Here is a 21335-nt window from a genome sequence, read left to right as displayed (position 1 = left end):
CCCCAATGCCCCAGACCAACCGCCGCTTCCTGCTCGCCAAACGTCCGGTCGGTGCCGTGCGCCGGGACGACTTCACCTATGAACAGGTCCCTACCACCGCCCCTGCCGACGGCCAGGTGCTGGTGAAGAACCTGTACCTCTCCCTGGACCCGGCCATGCGCGGCTGGATGAACGAAGGCAAGTCCTACATTCAACCTGTCGCCCTCGGCGAGGTAATGCGCGCCCTGGGCGTGGGCGAAGTGATCGCCTCCCGGCACCCTGGCTTGGAGCCTGGCGATCACGTCAGCGGCCTGCTCGGCGTGCAGGACTACTACACCGGTGACGCCCAGGGCCTGCACAAGATCGACCCAAAGCTCGCCCCCCTGCCCCGCTACCTCTCCGCCCTGGGCATGACCGGCATGACCGCCTACTTCGCCCTGCTCGAAGTCGGCCAGCCCAAGGCCGGCGAAACCGTGGTCATCTCCGGCGCCGCCGGCGCGGTCGGCAGCATCGCCGGGCAGATCGCCAAGCTCAAGGGTTGCCGCGTGGTCGGCATCGCCGGTGGCCAGCAGAAATGCCAGTACCTCAAGGACGAACTGGGCTTCGATGGCGTCATCGACTACAAGGCCGAAGACGTGCTCGCCGGCCTCAAGCGCGAATGCCCCCAGGGGGTCGATGTGTATTTCGACAATGTCGGCGGCGATATCCTCGATGCCGTGCTCACCCGCCTGAACCTCAAGGCCCGCGTGGTCATCTGTGGGGCTATCAGCCAGTACAACAACAAAGAGGCGGTCAAGGGGCCGGCCAACTACCTGTCGTTACTGGTCAACCGTGCGCGCATGGAAGGGTTCGTGGTGTTCGACCATGCCAAGGAGTATGGGAAGGCTGCGCGGGAAATCGCCGGTTGGTTGGCCAGCGGGCAGGTGAAGAGCAAGGAGGATGTGGTGGAGGGGTTGGAGACGTTTCCTGAGATGTTGCTCAGGTTGTTCAGTGGGGAGAATTTTGGGAAGTTGGTGTTGAAGGTGTGAGAATCTGATGCTGTTTGCCTCTCCGTGCGGATGACGCTGTCGTGCGGGAGGGCAAGCGGCTGCCCGCGAAGGGCTGCGAAGGGGATACGAAGCAGCACTGTTGCTCCTACCCGACGCCTGACAACCGTTAGTCGCAAAAACAAGAATCAGACATATGACACTTGCAACAAATCAACTTCATATGTACGGCCAAGGGGAGATCTGAGCCCCCCTAATCCCCGGGGCTTCAAGCAGTTTCATGGCATATCCTTGACGCTTATACCCTTCTGCGCTTACTCTCGCGAGCCTTAGAACATGGAAGTCTCCGAGATCCTCCCTAGCCAGGCGCAAGTTGGAAGCGGGTCTTTCCTGAAGATGAACCCCCGGCGTGCTTAGGCGCGCTGCTTTGCTTTGCGGTAAACATCTTGAAGCCTCGCTCCTCTTTCCAGATCCAAAAATCGGTCATCTTCGCTCTGGTCCTGCGCGAGGCTCGTGCCCGCTTTGGAGCTCGTCGTATGGGGGCAGTCTGGATGCTGGTCGAACCCATCTGCCACCTGCTGATTTTCTCCCTGCTGTTCGCGATATTACGCGGACGCACCATCTCCGGGGTCGAATACCCTGTGTTCATCTTGGTCGGCATGGCTCCCTTCCTGCTCTACCGCAACACCGCCCTGCGCCTAATGGACAGCTTGCGAGAAAACCGCTCGCTGTTCGGTTACAAACAGATCAAGCCCCTGGACACCTATGTCGCCCGCGTCATCGTGGAAACCTGTGTCGCAGCCACGGTCTACGCCATTCTGGTGTTCACCTTCGCCTGGTTTGGATTCGACATGTCGGTGCACAGCCCACTGCAGTGGGTCGCCAGCCTATTCCTCGGTCTGCTGTTCGCCTTCGGCCTGGGGATGTTCCTGGCCCTAATCACCCATGCCTTGCCGAGCCTCAAAGCCTTTATCCGCATGGCATTCTTCCCCCTCTATTTCATTTCCGGCGTGCTTCTTCCACCGTCTTATTTACCTACGCCCATGATGCCCCTGCTACTCCTGAATCCTTTCTTACATTTGCTTGAACTTATCCGCGCCGAAGTACTACCTCATTACACCCCTGTTGATGGGGTGTCCGCGACCTATGTGATCGCCTTTACCCTGGTATTGCTGTTCCTGTCTCTTGGCGCCTACCGCGCCCGCAGGATGCACCTGATTTCCACCAAGAACGGTTAACTACAGGCCCCACGTGTTCGAGCTCAGAAACGTCACCAAGTCGTACCTCACGCCCAAGGGGCGGCGTTACGTCTTCCGCAACCTGTCGCTGGCCATTCCGCCCGGCAAGAACATCGGCCTGATCGGCCGCAATGGCGCTGGCAAGTCGACCCTGATGCGCCTGCTCGGCGGCGCTGATGTGCCCGACTCCGGCACCATCGTCACCGACCGCAGCATCTCCTGGCCGGTGGGCCTGACCGGTGGCTTCCAGGGCAGCATGACCGGTCGCGACAATATCAAGTTCGTCTGCCGCGTCTATGGCGCCACCGGCGATGCCATGCGCGAGAAGGTCCGCTACGTGCAGGAGTTCGCCGAGATCGGTGACTGGATCGACGAGCCGATCAAGACCTACTCATCGGGCATGCGCTCGCGGGTGGCCTTTGGCCTGAGCATGGCGTTCGACTTCGACTACTACCTGATCGACGAAGTGATGTCGGTGGGCGATGCGCAGTTCAAGCGCAAGTGCGCCGCAGTGTTCAAGGAAAAACTGCAGAAATCCAATGTCGTGCTCGTTTCCCACTCCATGCCGGAGATCGAGAAGCTCTGCGACATCGTCCTGCTGGTGCGTGACGGCGGCATCCAGGTCTATGACGACGTCGCCGAAGGCATCAAGGCCTACAACAACTGATCACACCATTACCGCTTCGCAGCACCGTTCCACATCAAGGATGCATCACACTATGAGCAGTACGGGTAAACACAAGGGCTGGGGCCTGGCGATCGCCATGGTCGTCGTGCCAATGGTCCTTGCGGCCATCTACTACGGCATCTTTGCCATCGATCGTTATGTCAGTTCCGCCCAAGTAGTAGTCCGCCAGGACGGGAACAACCAGGCGGCCCAGGTACCAGGCCTTGCCACCTTGCTGACTGGCACCAACCCAGCGTCGCGGGAAGAGACCCTCTACCTGCGTGAATACATCACCTCGATGGATATGATGCTGCTGCTTGAAGATCGTGTGCACTGGATCGAGCAATACGCCGACCAGAGCCGCGATGTGTTCTTCTGGCTCGACAAGGACGCTCCACGCGAAGACCTACTCGAGTACTACCAGCGTATGGTTTCGGCCCACTACGACGAAACCACTGGCCTGCTGCGCGTCGAAGTCCAGGCGTTCACACCTGAGCTGTCCGAGCAGATGCTGCGCACCATTCTCCAGGCCAGCGAACACTTCGTGAACGAGGTCAGCCACAATATCGCCCGCGAGCAGATGAAGTTCGCCCAAGGCGAGCTGGAAACCGCACGCGTGAACTACTCCAAGCGCAAGACCCAGCTGCTGAACTTCCAGAACGAGAACAAGGTGCTCGACGGCGGCAATACTGCTCAGAGTCGCGCGACCATCATCGCCAACTTAGAAGGGCAGTACACCGCCGAACAGGCCGCGCTCACCGAGATGTCCTTCAAGCTACGCGCCGACGCCCCGCAGATCCGCCAGCAGAAGCAGAAGGTCGAAGCCATCACCCAGCAACTGGCCAAGGAAAAACGCCTGCTCGTCTCCTCGCCACAGGGCTCACAACTCAACGTGGTCGCCTCGCGCTATCAGCAATTGACGCTCGACGCCGGCATCGCGGAAGAAACCTACAAGACCGCCGTCGCTGCGCTGGACAACGCTCGCATCGAGGCCAGCAAGAAGATCCGCACCCTGGTCACCGTGGTCAGCCCCAATACCCCGCAACTCGCCCTGTACCCGGAGCGCTTGTACAACCTGGCAACCATCCTGCTTGGCCTGCTGATGGTGTACGGCATCACCCGCTTCATCCTGGCTTCGATCGAGGATCATCGTGATTAAATCCATAGCTGTCCCCCACAAGCTCAACCTGAAACTGGCTGCGCTGGCCTTGGCAACCTTGGGGCTAGCCGGATGTGGCGGCACCTTGTCGGGTGCCGGTCCCTATAAGGGCGAGATAGAAAGCAAGACCGAGGCCTATAACCTTGTAGATATCAATGCCAGCACCATCGGCCCATACATGCGTGGCGCCGTGCGCCCGCCACTCGCCACCGTGACTAAGCCCTTGCCACCAGAAGTTCGGCTGATGCCTGGCGATACCCTCAACGTGCTGATCGCCGACACCGCACCGGAAGGCTCGGCGCTGTTCGCTCCACTGGCTACCGGTGGTACCCAGCTCAAGTCCCGCATTGACGCTAAAGGCATGCTATCGCTGCCTTATGTCGGTCGCCAGTTCGTCGCTGGCATGACCCTCAATGAGGTCGAGGACATGATTCGTCGCCAACTCAAGGGCATCACCACTGACGTGCAAACCCACGTCGAATTGGTCGGCGACCTATCTGGCTCGGTACTGGTAGCTGGCGCCGTCAAAGCTCCAGGCCGATTCAGCACCCTTCAAGGTCCCCTGACTCTGCTGGATGCTGTGAATCAGGCCGGCGGCCCGGTGATGGAACCACACTTGGTCAATGTCACCGTGCGGACTGGTAGCCAAGTTCAGCAGTTCAACTATGAAGACGTACTGGCAGGCAACAATATGGTGCTGCGTCCAAACTCCGAAGTCGTCTTGGATCGAGCACGCCAGCGCTTTGTGGCTATGGGAGCTGTCGCAGAGCCTGGCTTAAAAGATATGCCAGCACAATACACAAGCCTACTCGATGCCTTAAGCAGTGTCGGCGGATTGAAAGAAGGTAGCGCGAATCCTGAAGGCGTATTTGTATTCCGCATGGGCACAGAAGAGAATGCAAAACCGGTCGTGATGCGTCTGAATATGCGTGAACCAACAGCTATATTCTATGCACGTCAAATCATGATCAAACCAGACGACACAATCTATGTAACCAACGCAGCAGTACATGAATGGCAAAAAGTTATTAGCCCAATCGTTCAAACCATGTTACTGGGACGCGCCACCGGCGTTCAGTAATTAGCTAAACTCCAAAATAAAAAAGAACTTTTGAAGCCCACAAAAACCAGCCCTGCCGCCTTCAGGGCTGCCCCTTTAAACTACAACGCCTCACCTTTCCTTAACCTAGTTTTAAGAAGCGATGATAAAAGAAAATTTCTTATGACAAATAGGCTCAGAACCACTTAAATAACTTCAGCGCCCCTCCAATAACACACGACTCCGTAAGCTTCGTCGACAAACCTCCAAGGTTAACCTTATTCAGGGCGCACATGATTCAAACACCACCACACCAAAGCTGCCCCAATCTGGAAAACTCAATCGAGAGCCACTCGAATCAAGCATCTGCTGTTGTAAAAACGCATTTTGCGAGATACATTGCCGCTCTGCCCACACGTGCCCTTAATTCCATTACGGGCCAAAATATTGACTCACGTTGAAGGAGCTGGAGCCGGTGATTAACAAAGAGTTAAAGAGTGAGCTCAAAAACAAAGGCATCTACATCGCTGGAGGCGGTACCATAGGTACCGCCTCGATATTACAGTGCGAACCACCTGTCCTGATTGGTACCGATACCAATATGAAAGGTTTTATTGGTGCATACTCGTATATGAGGGGTGGCAGGATAGGCCCAGCCCTGAAAAGAATTGGTCGATACTGTTCTATTGCACCAGGCTTTACGGCGGGAGACTCCAATCATGTGATGACGTGGTTGTCTAGTCATCCTTTTCAGTACGGCACCGGATCCGTATTTAAAGCGTGGACAAAGAAAAAAGATTTCCCTTTCAAAAAAATGAAACAGAAAAAGCCAAGCGCAAGTGAGATTGGAAATGACGTCTGGATAGGAGCAAACGCAACAATTATGCCAGGAGTTAAAATTTTTGATGGGGCGGTGGTTGGTGCCGGGGCCGTTGTCACCAAAGATGTTCCACCTTATGCAGTTGTTGCTGGCTGCCCAGCAAAAATAATAAAGTACAGATTCGACGAACAAACAATTCAAGAACTATTAGAGCTAAAGTGGTGGCGATTTGACGCAGACTCTCTACTTGGCGTTGATTTTGACAACGTTGAATTAGCCATAAAGCAAATCAAAGAAATGGAATTACGCGGAGAGCTTGAGTTGATCGACCGCGCCCCCATCAGCATCAACGGGGCCGAGGCAAATAATAAGCTTTCTGCTAGATCAGCATAAGTTTTACACCAAAGATAAATCAAGGCCAATCAAAAAGCCTTGATTTATCTAGTAGCGCACTAAGCGGTTAATTCGCTATCTACTTAACTTGCTTCACCCAATGGTTCCGAGGCTTTTAGATTAACGAACTACCCTACCCATTCGGGACACTAGCTAGATAACCTAAGCAGAAGCCTCAAGAGCAAAACAGCTCTTTGCCCCAATGAGATCATCTAGAGCAAGAGAAAATCTCATTTTCTTTCACTTTATTCCCAAGATTCTTATACCCATCAGGCTTAAGCATATCTTTGTATGGCTCAACCACATGCTGCCTAACTGATTTCCCCATCCGATTCTTGACAACTACGTTGTTGTCCCCCTCAATTTTTACCCCAATACGCGAGCCACAAAATTCATTACCTTCAACAACATTAAAGTTAGCATAGTCTCTGTAAAATCGACCTTTATCATCTAACGCCGGATCGCCGCACCCCCACTTACTCAAATCTCTGCTTTGCCTTGATGCTATCCAGACACCCACTGGCTCATGTGAAAATAAATTGTTCCTAATTACATTATGATCACTAGACTGCCACCGAATAGCCGACTTTCCCGTTTTGAAATTCTCCCCACAATTCTTATATAGAAAAATCCCTCCACCAGCATTACCTAAAAATTTATTACCCTCAATAACATTATAAGCAGACGAGTCTATAGCCACCCCCTCCCGCCGGCCATTCACCCCATTCCCCTGAATAACATTATTCAAAATACTTATACGCTGACTCCCCTGATCCAAGTACACTCCAACCTTACCCGAATCTTTAACTATAGAATTTTTAAGTACTGAGTCAGTGACATAGCTTTCAAAATAGACCCCTCCACGCCCACTTCTCAAGACCTTTACACCATCCAATACAACATTTCTAGGAGCGATTTTGTAATTTTCCGATATGTCTGACGAGAACTCATTAATACGAACGCCAGAGGTAATACTAACCCCCCTATTCCTAAAATTTACTATTCGGCAATTTGATATTTTTATATTTTCTATCGGCCTGCCTCTACCATTAACCGATACACCAATCGCACGTGAATGCTCACCATCCAGAATCGCACCATCACAGTCTAAACTAGTGTCACTTCTTGATATCTCGAAAGACTGATAATAAATACAATCTGCTTGCAGCTTCACATTACCTACAACTCTCTTAGGCGAAGTGCAACGATTACTAATGTCTGCAGCTAGCACTCCAAGGGGGCTGACCAAAAACGCTCCACCGCCCAGCGCCAATAAAAAATACAAAGTTTTCCTCATAATCCCCCCAAACAAGCAGTCAACTAATACAAAAGCTGACCTCTCACCATCCAAAAAATCCCCATTAGCTCTTCATCAAACTAATAGCCACTCTGAATACCAACAACAAACGCCCCAAAAACAACCACCCCAATAAACACTAAGCCTCCAAATCTTAACTACACGAACAGACCACTCCATTAAACCAAGAACAGAACAACACGCCTAATAATCAATATCTTTCTCAGTTCGCAAATGAAGAATCCAGCCAAGCAATGATGAAGATATCACAACAAAGAAACATAGCGCCCCCCCCCCACAAAGCCCCCAAAGCGAGATTCCCATGCAGCTTTCCTCCATCGCAAGACCGACAGGCCGATCCAAGCAAACCTAAGACTCGAAATTGCATTCGAGCTCAGTTCTACCCGATCCCCATGACGAAACGATGTCAGTTAGCCTAGATCCAAGCAGTCCAATAAATCCGCCCTACTACTAATAAGGGAAATTCATATGCCAGCTAAAACCCCCTCCGAAAGCAATGAAAAGTATTTGAAACAAGTCACATCAGAATGAATTTAACCGCCTGACCTGCAATCACCCCACAATATGGCTTCCCGTCCCTCATAAGACGAAACTTATATCTCTGTCTCTCACCATCAAAAATCATTTCGTCTATTTCATAGTCCCCTGTCGACAAGGAAATAAATTCGCCGAAAACTTCTACATCACGGCAGACATCTATCACTCGCGCCCTACTAACCGACCTCAAGAAGCTTTCCCGAACACTGTCGCCATCAAATTTTGATAAATATATCCACCCAAACCGGCTTGACATTGCATTTTGCAGTACCGGCCCGTCGGGCAAAAGAGCATCAACACGACCAGAAGGTGAACTCAACAAAAACTCAAACAGCTCCAACCAAAGATTAACTATCGTCTTAGCCCCATATCTTTCCGCACTTAGCCGCCCCGCCCGCCCCATTCTCTCGACCAACTCCCTGTTACCCAACAGCAAACAAACCTTCTCCACAAACTCATCTTCGGAATCTACAATATATCCATCAACACCATTAGTAACAATCTCTGATGGTCCATAATTAGTTTTCGTTGAAACAAGAGGAGTCCCATACCCCAAAGACTCAGCAAAACTTATCCCAAACCCCTCAGTAGCCGACATCCCCAAACTGACACTGGCACGCCGGAAAACGACGGAAACATCCGTCGCAAACCCCATCAACTTTACAACCTCCTGCAAACCCAGCTTTTCTATATGCTCTCTAATCGCCTCCTCCTGCTCTCCTGTCCCCCAAATCTCAAGTCGTGCAGCAGAGTTTAGCTCTACCACACGCGCGAATACACTAATAATTGCCTTGATCCGCTTTATCCCATGAAGCCGAGAAACAATGACTGCAAGATTTTCTTCACGCTTAACATCAGTTACGTCAGGTGAAATGGTGACTAGATTTCCAATTACAGAATATTTATCCGATGGAAACTGCTCTTGTAGATCACGCATCTGCCCTGACGTCAGAACGACCAAGCGATCACAACTTGGTATCCCACGGATAACGCCATCATACTTCGGCGCAACCTTACCTCCCACCACGTACGGCTTAAGCAAATGATTACTGTGCATCATCAGTATGCGGAACACCCCCTCTCTCTCTATCATGCAAATGCTATCGGCAGCCCCAATAGAATCGGCAACCAGGAAGCTGGGAAGACACTCCTCAGACAAGCACTTAAGCCAATAAGCATGAGCCGATGCCAGCGAATTGAATTTTAATGGACCAGTTCCAGGCATAGAAATCATAACCATAACAACGACGTTGCCGGGCTTGACGAACTCCTCTAAAAAAATAAGCCCAGCCTCGGTCATATATCTTACTACGCATAGACCTGTGGAATTAATATGATCAACACGCCTTTTAACCTTAACACGCAAATGCACCAGAGTGTCTAAATTAGCACTTGCATCTTTATCTGAAGCCAAACAAGAAGCCCTGTAGGAAAACCACTTATAAAAATTCAGAACCTGCAGTGTTTTGCAAACCCTACCTTGCATAACAAGCTGCTTGAATGTCTTATCTAGCTTCTCATCGTAATCCAATAGCGCAACGCGAGCGAGTAACCCTGATTTAGATAAGGCTGCCGTCCTCCCCAGAGACACCCGCGTCACTCCCCCGCCCTGTTCAGCTAATTGATATAAAATAGAAATTACTTGACTCACAGACTCAACCCTTATGACTTTTTTTGCTAAGCCCCCATCGAAAGTGCATAAGTACGATCGGAGCTGCTCGTAGAAATTATAGGCATGCCACTACATGATTAGTGGACTTACAGACGCACCGCCAAAATACAGGCGCCATATTATTGGCAGCGCAATCTATTGAACTTCTCTCTCTGCCCGCTGTCTCCTTCCTGCCCGCTGCCCACCCCTAAAAGATTTTAAAAGAGGAACTAGGTAAAAATAACATCAGGCATACCAATCATGGCCATTTGCCACATTCCAAGGCTTTCCTTATATATCTCCAGAAAGCCCTCCAGTGACAAGGCAAAAAGCAAAAACTCTCACAAAACCTCTAAATTTTCGCCGATTTTTATAGATTTTTCGTAAAAAATTATGAAAACATAACCCTCCACACCCCCACGCTCGCGAGCAGGGGCAGAGTCATCTACCAAGACAGCCCGACGTCAGCGCAGACGCAAAATGCCATCAGCCAGAGTCCATTTCCGGCTTCTTATAACTACCTCACTACCATAACTACCATAAGGACACTATATGCTTGACATAAATTTGACACATCGATAAAATTGTCGATTTGACGCTATCGGAACACCCTTATTTTTTGTTTTATGCTGAAAGCATTTTTGATTTAGAGCAATTTAACTCATGGAAGATAAGTTAATATCGAAGCTTGCAACCATTTCCGAGGATGCCGTTTTAGTCTCCCCAGTAAAGCTTTACGGTGCCGTCACAGTTAACGCGAAGGCTCAAATCGGAAAATATACTTATATTGGGCGCGACGGCTACATAGGCCGAGGTGTAACCATTGGCAATTACTGCTCAATTGCGCGCAATGCGGAAATAAGCCCAATCAATCATCCAACCCATTATTTGAGTTGTCATCCCTTTCAGTACAATACCAATCACTTTACTGAGCTTGAGGACTATTTAGTTCATCAGCGCGTAAAAGGGCCAATCTCAAATCCCGCGGTAATTGGTCATGATGTATGGATTGGAGCAGGTGCAATGATCTGCCAAGGTGTGACGGTTGGCACAGGAGCCGTAGTTGCCGGAGGAGCTGTCGTCACCAAAGATGTGCCACCATATGCCATCGTCGGTGGAGTTCCTGCTCAAATCATTCGCTATCGGTTTGATGAGGCGACTATCGATAGACTTTTGGCTAGTAAGTGGTGGGACCTTGAGCCCAAAGACATGCTTGATGTCAATTTTGAAGATGTTCATGAAGCGCTGGATAAAATCAGTGCTATTAAACTGCATATCAATCTTCGAAACCGCAGCGCTCTTGCACGCACGCTAACTAATAATGCTAGTGGTACCGCATCTGGTATTGTGTGGTTCACGACTCCAACAGCCTATGCCGACCTAGATGCTCTCGATCGATTTACATCGATCGAGATCGTTGCACATGAAGCAGGGCCGGACGACACCTCAGAATTGCTATCTCCCGGTACCTACCCGATTGAGAGCGCATCGTATGATGTCAAGCGCGGCAGGTACCGCCTCACATTTCTAGTAGAAGATAAACCCTACAAAGGAAAAATTTTCAAGAAAAAGTTCAAGTTCAAGCTTGGTACAGCCAGCCCTCAGCCAAACTAGTAAGCAAACCGACGAGTCATCAAACAGAGCGTCCCCAATGGGGACGTTCGATGCAGTCGAGTAGTTAGCTTGATAGGTGCTTGTGCTGCACATGGATTTATCCAAAGCTGGGAGCGGTGCCCATTCCCAACCGGGGATAAAGACTGAAGCTATTGGACAAGGTACTTGTCAGTTTCAGCTCGATAGCAAGGCCATGTGTAGGCCCATGTAACGCAACCGCAAATACGATAGGGATAGTTATGAGAACAGTAATCACCTTCGGCACTTTCGATGTGCTTCACATCGGTCACGTTAGGATCCTGCAGCGCGCCCGTGCTCAAGGTGACAGACTGATTGTCGGCGTTTCTTCTGACGCGTTGAATTTCTCAAAAAAACAACGCAACCCGGTTTATCCAGAAGCCGAGCGTCGCGATATTATCGCTTCCCTAGCCTGCGTAGATGAAGTATTCATCGAGGAGTCACTAGAACTTAAAGCTCAATATATCAAAGAGTTCGGTGCTCACGTTTTGGTCATGGGCAATGACTGGGAGGGCCGTTTTGACGAATATAAGTCTCTGTGCGAAGTTATTTATCTGCCTCGCACCGATGGTATTTCCACAACTCAATTGATAGCTGAGATCAAGAAGTATGGGTAACCTTCCCCGAATTGGGTTCGTGGGATGGAACCCTTTTCAGTTCCTTCATATTCAAAAGCTGGCAAGCACCTTCCCTGGGGCTTGCTTCGTTATTGAAAAGCGCAAAGACTTTATCTCTGAATTCAGCGATGATGTTCTGAAAAATCCAAAGACACCAATCATGGTGTGGGATCGCGCCAAAATGGCATCGCTTGACGGCGTCTTTGACATTATTGTCTGTCAAACTCCGTTTTCTCGTATTGAAGCTATTGAGAAATCAAAGATTGCGATGATTCAGTACGGATATGCGAAGGAGCCACACAACTACGGCCCATGGCGTGCCTTCGCAGATGTTTGCTTGACCTATGGGCCCTACGCGTCTGAACGAATCGATTACTTTAGCCCTACCACCTCCGTTGGTAATCCTCGATACGACGATTGGCATATTGATAGCTTTCATCAGTCTGCCAAGTTGAAGCATGCTGGCAAATTAAACCCCAGTCGAAAAACTGTTCTCTACCTACCGACATGGGGCGAACTATCTAGCGTAGATAAATACGTTGATGCCATTTATGATTTGGCTGAAAATTTTAACGTTTTGATGAAGATGCATCACAATACAGAGCTTCTTGAAAGTGAACGAAAGAGCAAAATGGACATGGGTGCCATTTGCCACTTCGGGGCAAATGATGACCTTCTAGAACTTCTTTCGATTTCCGACATTGTAATCTCGGATTACAGCGGCGCCATTTTTGACGCAATCTACTGCAAAAAACCCATAGTGTTGCTTGACGCCGATCTTGCTGAGCAGATGGGCGGAAAAAAGATCGATGAGTATAGTCTAGAATATTCCCGCCGCGAGGACCTGGGACTCACAGTCAAGTCACCTGAGGCGCTAAGGGCTGGTGTCGAAGAGATTGCGAAAAGTCCAGAAAAATACATTGAACAGTATGGAGCCCTTCGCGATACTTTGTTTACCGACACCAAAAACTCTTTAGGTTTGGCACATGATGCACTGATTAGATTATGGAAAGGTGAGTTCACGCCTAGCCAGCCTCAATCCTATGTACGCAAGGAACTAAAGGAATATTATAAAACCAAGCGACAATTGGCTATTGCCAAGAAAAATCAGGGCGAACAAAAATAATGCAATCTATCCAGCGACACCTCATTGTAAAAGCAATATTCCTGCTTTCCAAATTTGGCGCGCATCGTGCAAGTCTTGCTTGTACCGATAGGCTGTTGCGTTTGAATGTATCGCTAGGCCAATTAAGACAAGCCGTTCTTACAGCTATCACTCAAAACGATTATGATGCAGCGCTTCGCTTTTCGACCTATGCCATTGAAAGATACCCGTCTAATTCATTCGGTTATTTGGAAAAAGCTAAAATCTTAGCTGCACGCGGAGCAACTGAAGACGCTATAGAGACGCTTGAACAGGCCCCATCCTGCGGCCCGGTTCTTGACGCTATGTTGCAATATCGTATCGCCCCCCCAATTTCCAAGCCCAAAAAATCCAATACTATAAAGCCCAGGCCGCGGGTACCAACTGACGACTTGGAAAGTTCATTGCTCATGGCTGGCAATGACGCCTCTTGGCTTAATATAATTGCTGAACAAGCACACCAAGCAATAAAAAACAACCCAGAAAATATTACAAACTACAATATCCTCGCGCGCACTTACAGCCAGCTCAATCAACACGAAAAACTGATCGAAGCAATTAACTCCTTTCCCGAAAGCGTGTCCTCAAAACTTAACTATCGCCTGATGCTTGCGAGCGCTTATAACTCGAACCGTAATCAGTTGGCGGCTTTTGGCGTTTTGATTGCCGCACAAATTGAACATCCGTCGGAGCGTAAACTGCTAATGCGGATCAGTGATATGTTGCGGGATGATACTCAGGTAGCACGTGCGTATTCGTATTTGTGTGCCGCGCAAGCAGTATACCCTGCTTATGGCTCAGTAAGGCGTCTTTCCTTCGAAATTGACCATGCGCTATTTGATAATGCGCGTGATACGCTCTTGGGCATCCTAGAGTTCCCACGAGAAGTACTGATGAAGTTTATGCCGATGATAAATCGCGCAACTCCATTCTTTCCTGACTTGCGTGATGAAACACTAGCGGCACGAAACCAGGCGCGCGAGCTTATTGCTGCAGAAAAAGGCAGAAAAGGCATGAATCCGACCGAGCAGGTAAAGGTCGCCATAAAGTGCCGCTGGCTATTTGAGGCGCAGCAAATAATCAATCGGAACAAGTCGGGAAACGAACCTGTTTCCAGCGAAAACCAGGCGTGGCTAAATACTGTCCTTTATAATCTAGGGCATGCCCGCCCCTTGGTAGAGGCAGCGAGCGCTAATGAAACCTCTCCGCACTTGTATGGATTGAAAAACGGTTCAATCGTAGATATAGAAATCGAGAACATCGATCTTTCTAAAGTTGTAGAGGTCTTTATTCCGACTGTGTTCTTTGCTGCACCTACCGAGGAAAAGCCAAGCTACGCTACAGTCCGTGAATTCCTGTCTAACGTCTACAGCTATCTGATGGGGCGAAGTGACTTAATATTGGTTCCAAGGCATCAGTGGAATTGGAGGAATTGTGATCCACGAATTCCCGGAGCAAAGGTCGTCAGTTATCACACTAACGCTCCGCTGAACAGTAATCACCTGCATATTCAAGAAGTTCCACTGGCAGGCCGTTGTAGCATGGACCACCAGGGTTTTGCTGGCTACTCATCTCTAGCAACGATTCACGCACCAATTGAACTATTTAGTCTTGATTGCTCAGAGCAAGCGTTAGCAGATAATGAGCGAGAACTGCGCGAAACCTACGTGCACAACAACGTATCTAAGTACTCGCAAACTCTCGAACGAGTTACATTCGAGGACGATTACGTGTTTGTAGCGATGCAAATCCCCACAGATACCGTAGCAGCGCTCGCTAGTATCACCGGAGTCGAACTTGTCCGCACCGTTGCCGAACACTATTTCGGAAGCTCGACAAAAGTTCGAGTTAAACGCCACCCATACTGTAACAGCATGGAAGTTCAAAGAACGCTTGAATCGCTCTCTAGCAGCAACGCGATTGAATTGTCCGACGCCTCAGTTCATGACCTGATCGGAGGCGCAAAAGCTGTGTTCACGGTTAACTCCGGTGTTGGCCTGGAAGCTTTGCTACATGGTCGCCCAGTTGTTATTACGGGTGACTGCGACTACTCTTATGCTGTTTCAGCTTACCCACGTACTATTGGCGAGCTAAAAACCTGCCTTAGTGGTGACCTAAATTTCGATCGTCAGCGCACACGAAAACTTCTACACTACTACGTTAACAAATATTCTATTCCTGCAAGTGATACTGCGGGAATTCACGACTGGCTCGCCGATTGGCTAAACTAATACACCGACATATATCGTACAACAAACAATCCACCAAGACAATCATATATACTCGGCTTAAATATTAACCCGAGTATATATTCAAAATCTTATAATTTTGCTGGGTATCCAGATGATCAAAATCACCCCCACTATCGAATGCTCCAACACTGCTCCTTTTGTCCTATTCGGCGGCATTAACGTTCTAGAGTCTCTGGATCTAGCTCTGACCGCTTGTGCAGAATACGTTCGCGCCACCGAGAAGCTGGGCATCCCGTATGTGTTCAAAGCAAGCTTCGATAAGGCCAACCGTTCTTCCATTCACTCCTACCGTGGCCCAGGCATGGAAGAAGGCCTGCGCATCTTCGAGAAAGTGAAGGCTGAATTCGGCGTTCCAGTGATCACCGATGTCCATGAGATCTACCAGGCCGCACCGGTTGCCGAGGTGGTAGACGTGCTGCAGCTGCCTGCGTTCTTGGCACGCCAGACTGATCTGGTCATGGCTCTGGCCAAAACCGGTAAACCAGTAAACATCAAGAAACCGCAGTTCCTGAGCCCATCGCAAGTACAGAATATCGTGCACAAGTTCAAGGAGGCCGGTAACGATCAACTGATTCTCTGCGACCGTGGCACCTGCCTGGGTTATGACAACCTGGTGGTAGACATGCTCGGCTTCGGAGTGATGAAGCGTACCTGCGAAGACCTGCCAATCATCTTCGACGTGACCCACGCCCTGCAGCAGCGCGACCCTTCGGGCGCAGCATCCGGCGGCCGTCGAGAGCAAGTAGTGGAACTGGCCCGTGCCGGTATGGGTGTTGGCCTGGCAGGCCTGTTCCTAGAAGCACACCCGACCCCGGATCAAGCCAAATGCGACGGCCCAAGCGCCCTGCCACTGGACCAACTGGAACCCTTCCTGGCGCAAATCAAGGCCCTGGATGATTTGGTCAAATCGTTCCCAGTGTTGAACATCCGCTAAAAGCTATGCCTCTTTAAGACGCAAGGATTGTAAACATGGCAAGCCCAGAACAACGGGTCGCGATTGTCATTCCGGCCCGCTATGGCTCAACTCGTCTACCCGGCAAACCACTAGCCGACATTGCCGGGAAGCCCATGGTGCAGCACGTCTACGAGCGCGCCCTACAGGTCGGTAATGTCCAAGTAGTGGTCATTGCTACCGATGATGAGCGCGTTGCGCAAGCGGTACGAGAGTTTGGTGGCGAATGCGTCATGACCTCGCCAGATCACCCATCTGGTACCGACCGCTTGGCGGAGGTCATGACCCAGGTTGATGCAGATATCTACATCAACCTACAAGGTGATGAGCCGCTGGTGCGGCCGGCCGACATCGAAGCGCTCGCCAGCGGTATGCTGGACGATCCGAGCGTAAAGGTTGGTACCTTGTGCCATCCGATCGATACGCACGAAGCCAGCAACCCCAACACCGTGAAAGTGGTACTTGCCAATAACGGCAATGCATTGTATTTCAGCCGCTCGCCTATCCCCTACCCACGTGACGGCGAAGTCACCAACTATCTCAAGCACGTCGGTGTGTATGGCTACCGTCGCGAAGTGCTGGCCGATTACAGCAGCCTACCGCAACCCATGCTGGAGCATGCAGAGAAGCTTGAGCAATTGAGGCTGATGGCTGCAGGTTATTGTATTCGCGCCTACCTGGTAGAACCTACTGGCCCAGGCGTCGATACTCCGGAATGCCTAGAGCATGTTCGTGCGCTGATGAGCGGCCAACCTCCTGCTCCAAAACCGTCGCTCAATGACATCCGCCTGGTAATTACCGATGTGGATGGCGTACTTACCGATGGCGGTATTTATTACGATGCCACCGGTGAATGCATCAAGCGCTTCCACGTACGCGATGGCATGGGTATGCGTCTGCTGGAAGAAAGCGGTGTTCGCGTAGCGGTACTCTCGGGTCGTGACTCGGCGACCTTGCGCAAGCGCGTTGCAGACCTGGGCATTACCCTCTGTCAATTCGGTGTGAAGGACAAGCAGGCCGCCTGCAACCAGTTGATGGCCGAAGCAGGTGTCCGCGCTGCACAAACGGCATGCATAGGCGATGACTCCATCGATCTGCCGGCATTCACAGCTTGCGCCCTATCGTTTGCTGTGGCGGATGCACCTACGTATGTCAAGGCAGCGGCCACCCATACGCTGAATGCTAAAGGGGGTACTGGCGCATTCCGCGAAGTGGCAGATGCCATTCTGTTTGCGCAGGGCAAAGATGCCGTATTAGGCACAGCAGCTGGCTATGCGCAAGTAATGGCAAAGATGACGCAGTAAGCAGTAATCACCTCTCCCTCGCACAAATTCGTATGTATGGATCTGTGCGAGGTGGAGGTATTTTTAAGCCTCATGATTTGAGCAAGCATGAATTCTAATTCTAAAAACACCACAAAATTATAAATTCACCCAACCCATTAGTCACCAACCCTATTAAAAGTGAACGTTACCGTTCCCTCAGGAATTTCCCCCGACACCCCAGAAATCTTTAAGGCGAAGAGATTTTTCTTTGCATTATACCAAGAATTCTCAACATCAAAGACACCCGCACCAAAAAATGATTCAACAACATTAACAGTGTCAAATTCCTTTAAGATTTCTGGCTCCGCATATGACTTATCAACATCAAACCAAATTATTCCACTCTTGCTACTCACTGTATTTTTTAGCGAGGCGCGGAGAGAATCGATTATTGATTTCCTGTAACTGATTCGTCGAGATTCTATTTCCCTCAAAGCTTTTTCAATATCATTAAAATCAACACCTTCCATGTCCTCTGGGTCAAGCTCCCACCATCTTGATTCCAGCAAACGTGAAATAGTCGCTTCATCAAAGCGCAGCCTTATTTCCTTCGCAGGCACCCCTGCCACGATGGCATATGGTCTAACATCTTTTGTAACGACGGAGCTCGAACCTATTACTGCTCCATGACCAATTTTAACGCCTCCGCGTATAACAGACTTCGTACCTATCCAAACATCACTACCAATCTCTGTCATACGCCCAGCCTTTATAGGCGCTTTTACTTTTACAGTTTTATACCCAGGCTGCGAAGAGAAATGATTATTGTTATATTGGAATGAGTGAGACGAAAGCATAGTTAATGGATGAGATTTAGCTCCGATCTCAATATTTCTAGCTATAGAGCAATAGTTTCCAATAGAACTATGCTGAACATACGTCCCCGCCCCAATATATGTATATTTTCCAACTGTAGAGCTTTTATCAATTACCACTTTGCCATATAACCGCACAGGCGCTATCAGCGTGGCCTCCTCCGAGACTCTGGACTCGGAGCTGATCATATTTTTGCTGCCTCGCCTACTATTATTCAAACTCGCCTCCGAACAGCACAATCATGAAGCCTTGCGCAATTAAAATTTAATGCTCACAACCTTAATGAGTGTTACTTGCACTAACTATAGGCAGCATCACCTCGTTGGACAGCACCAAAGTCCACATTCAGAGAATAACGAAGTGACACTCACTAGCTCTATTAATACCACAAGACTGGGACATGTCGAAGTCCATACATAGCAGATATTTATTAGTGGTTAGTCGAATATTTCAACCACACCCACAACAACTCCTTCCTCGTTGGTAACAGCCAACGCACGAATCTTGTTATCGACCATATAGGCTTCCGCTTCCGACATCTGCGCATCTTCCTTGATGGTATGAGGGGTAGCGGTCATGAAGTGAGCAACAGTGGTATGGATCACGCCTTCGTTACTCAGCAAGGCACGGCGTAGGTCACCGTCTGTGACGATGCCGACCAGTTTGCCTTCATCCATAACAACGGTCAGACCGAGGCGGCTCTGAGTCATGACCAGCAGGCAATCATGGAAGCTGGTAGCTGGGCTCACAAACGGCGCTGGCGAATGCATGACATCACTGACACGGGTCAGCAGTTTACGACCCAGGCTGCCGCCGGGATGATAGCGAGCGAAGTCCATCGGCTTGAACTGGATCGCGTCAATCAGGGCAACCGCCAAGGCATCCCCCATGGCCATAGTGGCCAAGGTCGAAGTGGTCGGCGCCAGGTTGTTCGGGCAGACTTCGCGCTCGACAGAAATGTCCAGCCAAATATCAGCATGCTTAGCCAGGGTCGACTTGCCATTACCAGTCATCGCGATGATCTTGTTGCCGAAGGACTTCAGGCTCGGGATCAGCTTGATCAGTTCCTCAGTCTCGCCGCTGTAACTGATGAGAATCAGCACATCGATCGGCTTGAGCATGCCCAGGTCACCGTGGAAGGCTTCGGCTGGGTGCAGGAAGAAACTCGGGGTACCAGTGGAGGCGAAGGTGGCGACCATCTTCTGGCCGATCAGGCCGGATTTGCCCATGCCACAGACGACCGTGCGCCCCTTGCAGCCTAGGATGAGTTCGACGGCGCTCTGGAATTCGCCATTGATGCGCTCGGCCAGCTGGGTAACGGCTTGGGCTTGAGCGATGAGGGCTTCTTTGGCAATCGTGAGGTGATTCATGTTCGTCCTTGAAGACTGCAGATAGTTGAGAAACGGCGAATGTTAAAGATTTTGCAAATATAAGCAAAGCGCGATGATGGGGATTGAAGCGAAATATGACTAGTAGGTCACGGAGGAAGCTGGAACCGCAGCTGCTGAGCAGCTGATTGGAGGCTTACGTTGCGAATGGGAAGACGGTTTGCCATACATCAGTGGTATCAGGATCAGTCTATTCGCGGGGCACGCCCCAATGCCGGTCAGTTAAATGGAGCCTTGCAATCCTAGGCCTGCTTCACAACACCACGTGGCGGTTGGAAGCCTTAACCGATCGCCAGTGGGACAAGCTCATTCCCACAGGGTTCCCTGTCAGGCAGAAGTTATTTGCTCGCAGACTGGTGGTGCCAGGACCGACCTATTCGCGGCAGGGCAGTTCGGAGAGCTGGGTAGTCCCTCACAGGGCTCCCTGTCAGATAGAAAGCTCAGGGCCTGCCGTCAGCCGGCGGTTCTTCTCTGCTCCAGAGTGGCTGAATCAGCCCGCCGGACAGCGCAACTGACAAGCTGCGACGTTGCAAATCAATACGTTGTTGAAACTTTTCGTTGTGTGTCGCCGACGTATGACGCAGCATATTGTTACCAGAACAGTTACAAATCGGACGTACGGCGCTGCCTGATTGGATGTCATGAATGCCCCTTCTCCCTCGCCCGCGCAGCGCAAGACGCTCTACCGCTGGCAACGGGCCCCTCTCGAAAATCACCTGCGCGCACTGATGCCCCACTGGGGCGAGCTCCCGTTGGCGATCACCAGCCAGGACCTGGCGTCGAATGCGTCGTTCGTCAATTACGTGCGCCATCACCGCCTGCTCGACCCCTGCACGGGGCAGCCAGTGGAGTTGGTGGAAAAGTCGATCCGCAAGCTGGCCTTCATCAGCAGCCAGGAAGCCCGCTTCCACCGCGCCGAAGGCATGCTGGCGGGTAGCACGCACTTTCGCTACCCATCCTGCCTGGGCGTGATCGAAACGCCCTTCGAGAGCCTGATCTTCACCGAGTTCGTGCGTGGCAAGCCGCCGCGCATGCAGGCGATCGCGCATCAACTGGCCTTGGGTATCGCGGAACTGGAAAGCCGCAGCCATGAATACCTGGCAGCACAACCGCTAGGCAAGGCGCCACTGCTGTGGAGCATGGACTTCTTCCGGCCGTGGTTCCTGCTGCGCCCGCGCTTCAACTTCGCCCGTTGCCTGCCGGGGCTGCAACAGCTGGGGCAGGAGGATGCGCGTTTTGCCGGCCTGGCCGAGCGTTTCAGCGGCTTCGTGCCGCTGGTCCGTCACCTGGCCAGCCAGGCGCGGCGCAGCCCGCGCTGCATCAGCCACATGGACTATTTGCGCAAGAACCTGTTCATCGACAAGGGCCAGTTGCACCTGATCGACTGGAGCGAGGTGAAAATCGGGCGGGTGGGGTTCGATG

General features: G+C 50.9%; 17 protein-coding genes. 13 read left to right on the top strand and 4 right to left on the bottom strand.

The window, feature by feature from the left end; genetic code table 11:
• Positions 1-5 precede the first annotated feature (5 nt).
• The 6 genes from WCE05_RS23885 (at position 6) to WCE05_RS23860 (ending at position 6281) form a co-directional block, all read left to right on the top strand.
• Positions 6-1007 carry an NADP-dependent oxidoreductase gene (locus WCE05_RS23885; RefSeq protein ID WP_225787147.1) on the top strand — a complete coding sequence of 334 codons (1002 nt, stop codon included), beginning with the start codon at positions 6-8 and terminating at the stop codon, positions 1005-1007.
• A gap of 404 nt (positions 1008-1411) precedes the next feature.
• Positions 1412-2203 carry an ABC transporter permease gene (locus WCE05_RS23880; protein ID WP_368816698.1) on the top strand — a complete coding sequence of 264 codons (792 nt, stop codon included), beginning with the start codon at positions 1412-1414 and terminating at the stop codon, positions 2201-2203.
• 13 nt (positions 2204-2216) lie between these two features.
• Complete coding sequence (locus WCE05_RS23875) at positions 2217-2870, top strand: ABC transporter ATP-binding protein (RefSeq protein WP_368816697.1); 654 nt, start codon at positions 2217-2219, stop codon at positions 2868-2870.
• A 52-nt stretch (positions 2871-2922) separates the two neighbouring features.
• Positions 2923-4029, top strand: a complete 1107-nt coding sequence (locus WCE05_RS23870; protein WP_368816696.1) for an ABC transporter permease — start codon at positions 2923-2925, stop codon at positions 4027-4029.
• On the top strand, positions 4022-5110 hold the full coding sequence (locus tag WCE05_RS23865; protein ID WP_368816695.1) for a polysaccharide biosynthesis/export family protein: 1089 nt from the start codon (positions 4022-4024) through the stop codon (positions 5108-5110). Before WCE05_RS23870 ends, WCE05_RS23865 begins: the two co-directional genes overlap by 8 nt.
• Before the next feature lie 433 nt (positions 5111-5543).
• On the top strand, positions 5544-6281 hold the full coding sequence (locus tag WCE05_RS23860) for a CatB-related O-acetyltransferase (protein WP_368816694.1): 738 nt from the start codon (positions 5544-5546) through the stop codon (positions 6279-6281).
• 208 nt (positions 6282-6489) lie between these two features.
• Here the strand turns inward: WCE05_RS23860 and WCE05_RS23855 are convergent, their stop codons facing one another.
• On the bottom strand, positions 6490-7566 hold the full coding sequence (locus WCE05_RS23855; protein ID WP_368816693.1) for a right-handed parallel beta-helix repeat-containing protein: 1077 nt from the start codon (positions 7564-7566) through the stop codon (positions 6490-6492).
• A gap of 550 nt (positions 7567-8116) precedes the next feature.
• Complete coding sequence (locus WCE05_RS23850) at positions 8117-9787, bottom strand: glycosyltransferase (protein ID WP_368816692.1); 1671 nt, start codon at positions 9785-9787, stop codon at positions 8117-8119.
• Between the two features lie 663 nt (positions 9788-10450).
• Between WCE05_RS23850 and WCE05_RS23845 the strand changes: the two genes are divergently transcribed.
• The 6 genes from WCE05_RS23845 (at position 10451) to kdsB (ending at position 17688) form a co-directional block, all read left to right on the top strand.
• Positions 10451-11401, top strand: coding sequence for a CatB-related O-acetyltransferase (locus WCE05_RS23845; RefSeq protein ID WP_368816691.1), 951 nt, complete (start codon positions 10451-10453; stop codon positions 11399-11401).
• A 239-nt stretch (positions 11402-11640) separates the two neighbouring features.
• Positions 11641-12036, top strand: a complete 396-nt coding sequence (locus tag WCE05_RS23840) for a pantoate--beta-alanine ligase (RefSeq protein WP_368816690.1) — start codon at positions 11641-11643, stop codon at positions 12034-12036.
• Positions 12029-13162: a CDP-glycerol glycerophosphotransferase family protein gene (locus WCE05_RS23835; protein WP_368816689.1), complete on the top strand. Its 1134-nt coding sequence runs from the start codon at positions 12029-12031 to the stop codon at positions 13160-13162. The genes WCE05_RS23840 and WCE05_RS23835 overlap by 8 nt, the downstream gene beginning before the upstream one ends.
• The gene (locus WCE05_RS23830) at positions 13162-15411 is read left to right on the top strand and encodes a capsule biosynthesis protein (protein WP_368816688.1); all 2250 of its coding nucleotides are present in this window, start codon (positions 13162-13164) and stop codon (positions 15409-15411) included. The genes WCE05_RS23835 and WCE05_RS23830 overlap by 1 nt, the downstream gene beginning before the upstream one ends.
• Positions 15412-15523: 112 nt before the next feature.
• The gene (gene kdsA / locus WCE05_RS23825) at positions 15524-16366 is read left to right on the top strand and encodes a 3-deoxy-8-phosphooctulonate synthase (protein WP_368816687.1); all 843 of its coding nucleotides are present in this window, start codon (positions 15524-15526) and stop codon (positions 16364-16366) included.
• Positions 16367-16401: 35 nt separating this feature from the next.
• A complete protein-coding gene (gene kdsB, locus WCE05_RS23820) occupies positions 16402-17688 on the top strand; it encodes a 3-deoxy-manno-octulosonate cytidylyltransferase (RefSeq protein WP_368816686.1) in 1287 nt (428 codons plus the stop codon).
• Between the two features lie 137 nt (positions 17689-17825).
• Here kdsB and WCE05_RS23815 read toward each other — a convergent pair whose 3' ends face one another.
• Both WCE05_RS23815 and WCE05_RS23810 read right to left on the bottom strand, forming a co-directional pair.
• A complete protein-coding gene (locus tag WCE05_RS23815; RefSeq protein WP_368816685.1) occupies positions 17826-18713 on the bottom strand; it encodes a CatB-related O-acetyltransferase in 888 nt (295 codons plus the stop codon).
• Positions 18714-18962: 249 nt separating this feature from the next.
• Positions 18963-19895 (bottom strand): SIS domain-containing protein, encoded by a 933-nt coding sequence (locus WCE05_RS23810; RefSeq protein ID WP_368816684.1) that lies wholly within the window; start codon positions 19893-19895, stop codon positions 18963-18965.
• A 659-nt stretch (positions 19896-20554) separates the two neighbouring features.
• On the opposite strand from WCE05_RS23810, the gene WCE05_RS23805 reads away from it, so the two are divergent.
• The coding region (locus tag WCE05_RS23805) for a phosphotransferase (RefSeq protein ID WP_368816683.1) at positions 20555-21335 on the top strand (781 nt) is incomplete at its 3' end.

Source organism: Pseudomonas sp. I2, from assembly GCF_040984075.1.
Classification (GTDB): Bacteria; Pseudomonadota; Gammaproteobacteria; order Pseudomonadales; family Pseudomonadaceae; genus Aquipseudomonas; species Aquipseudomonas guariconensis_B.
Note: the sequence above shows the minus strand (reverse complement) of the source record. Positions and strands in the feature narration are given on the sequence as shown.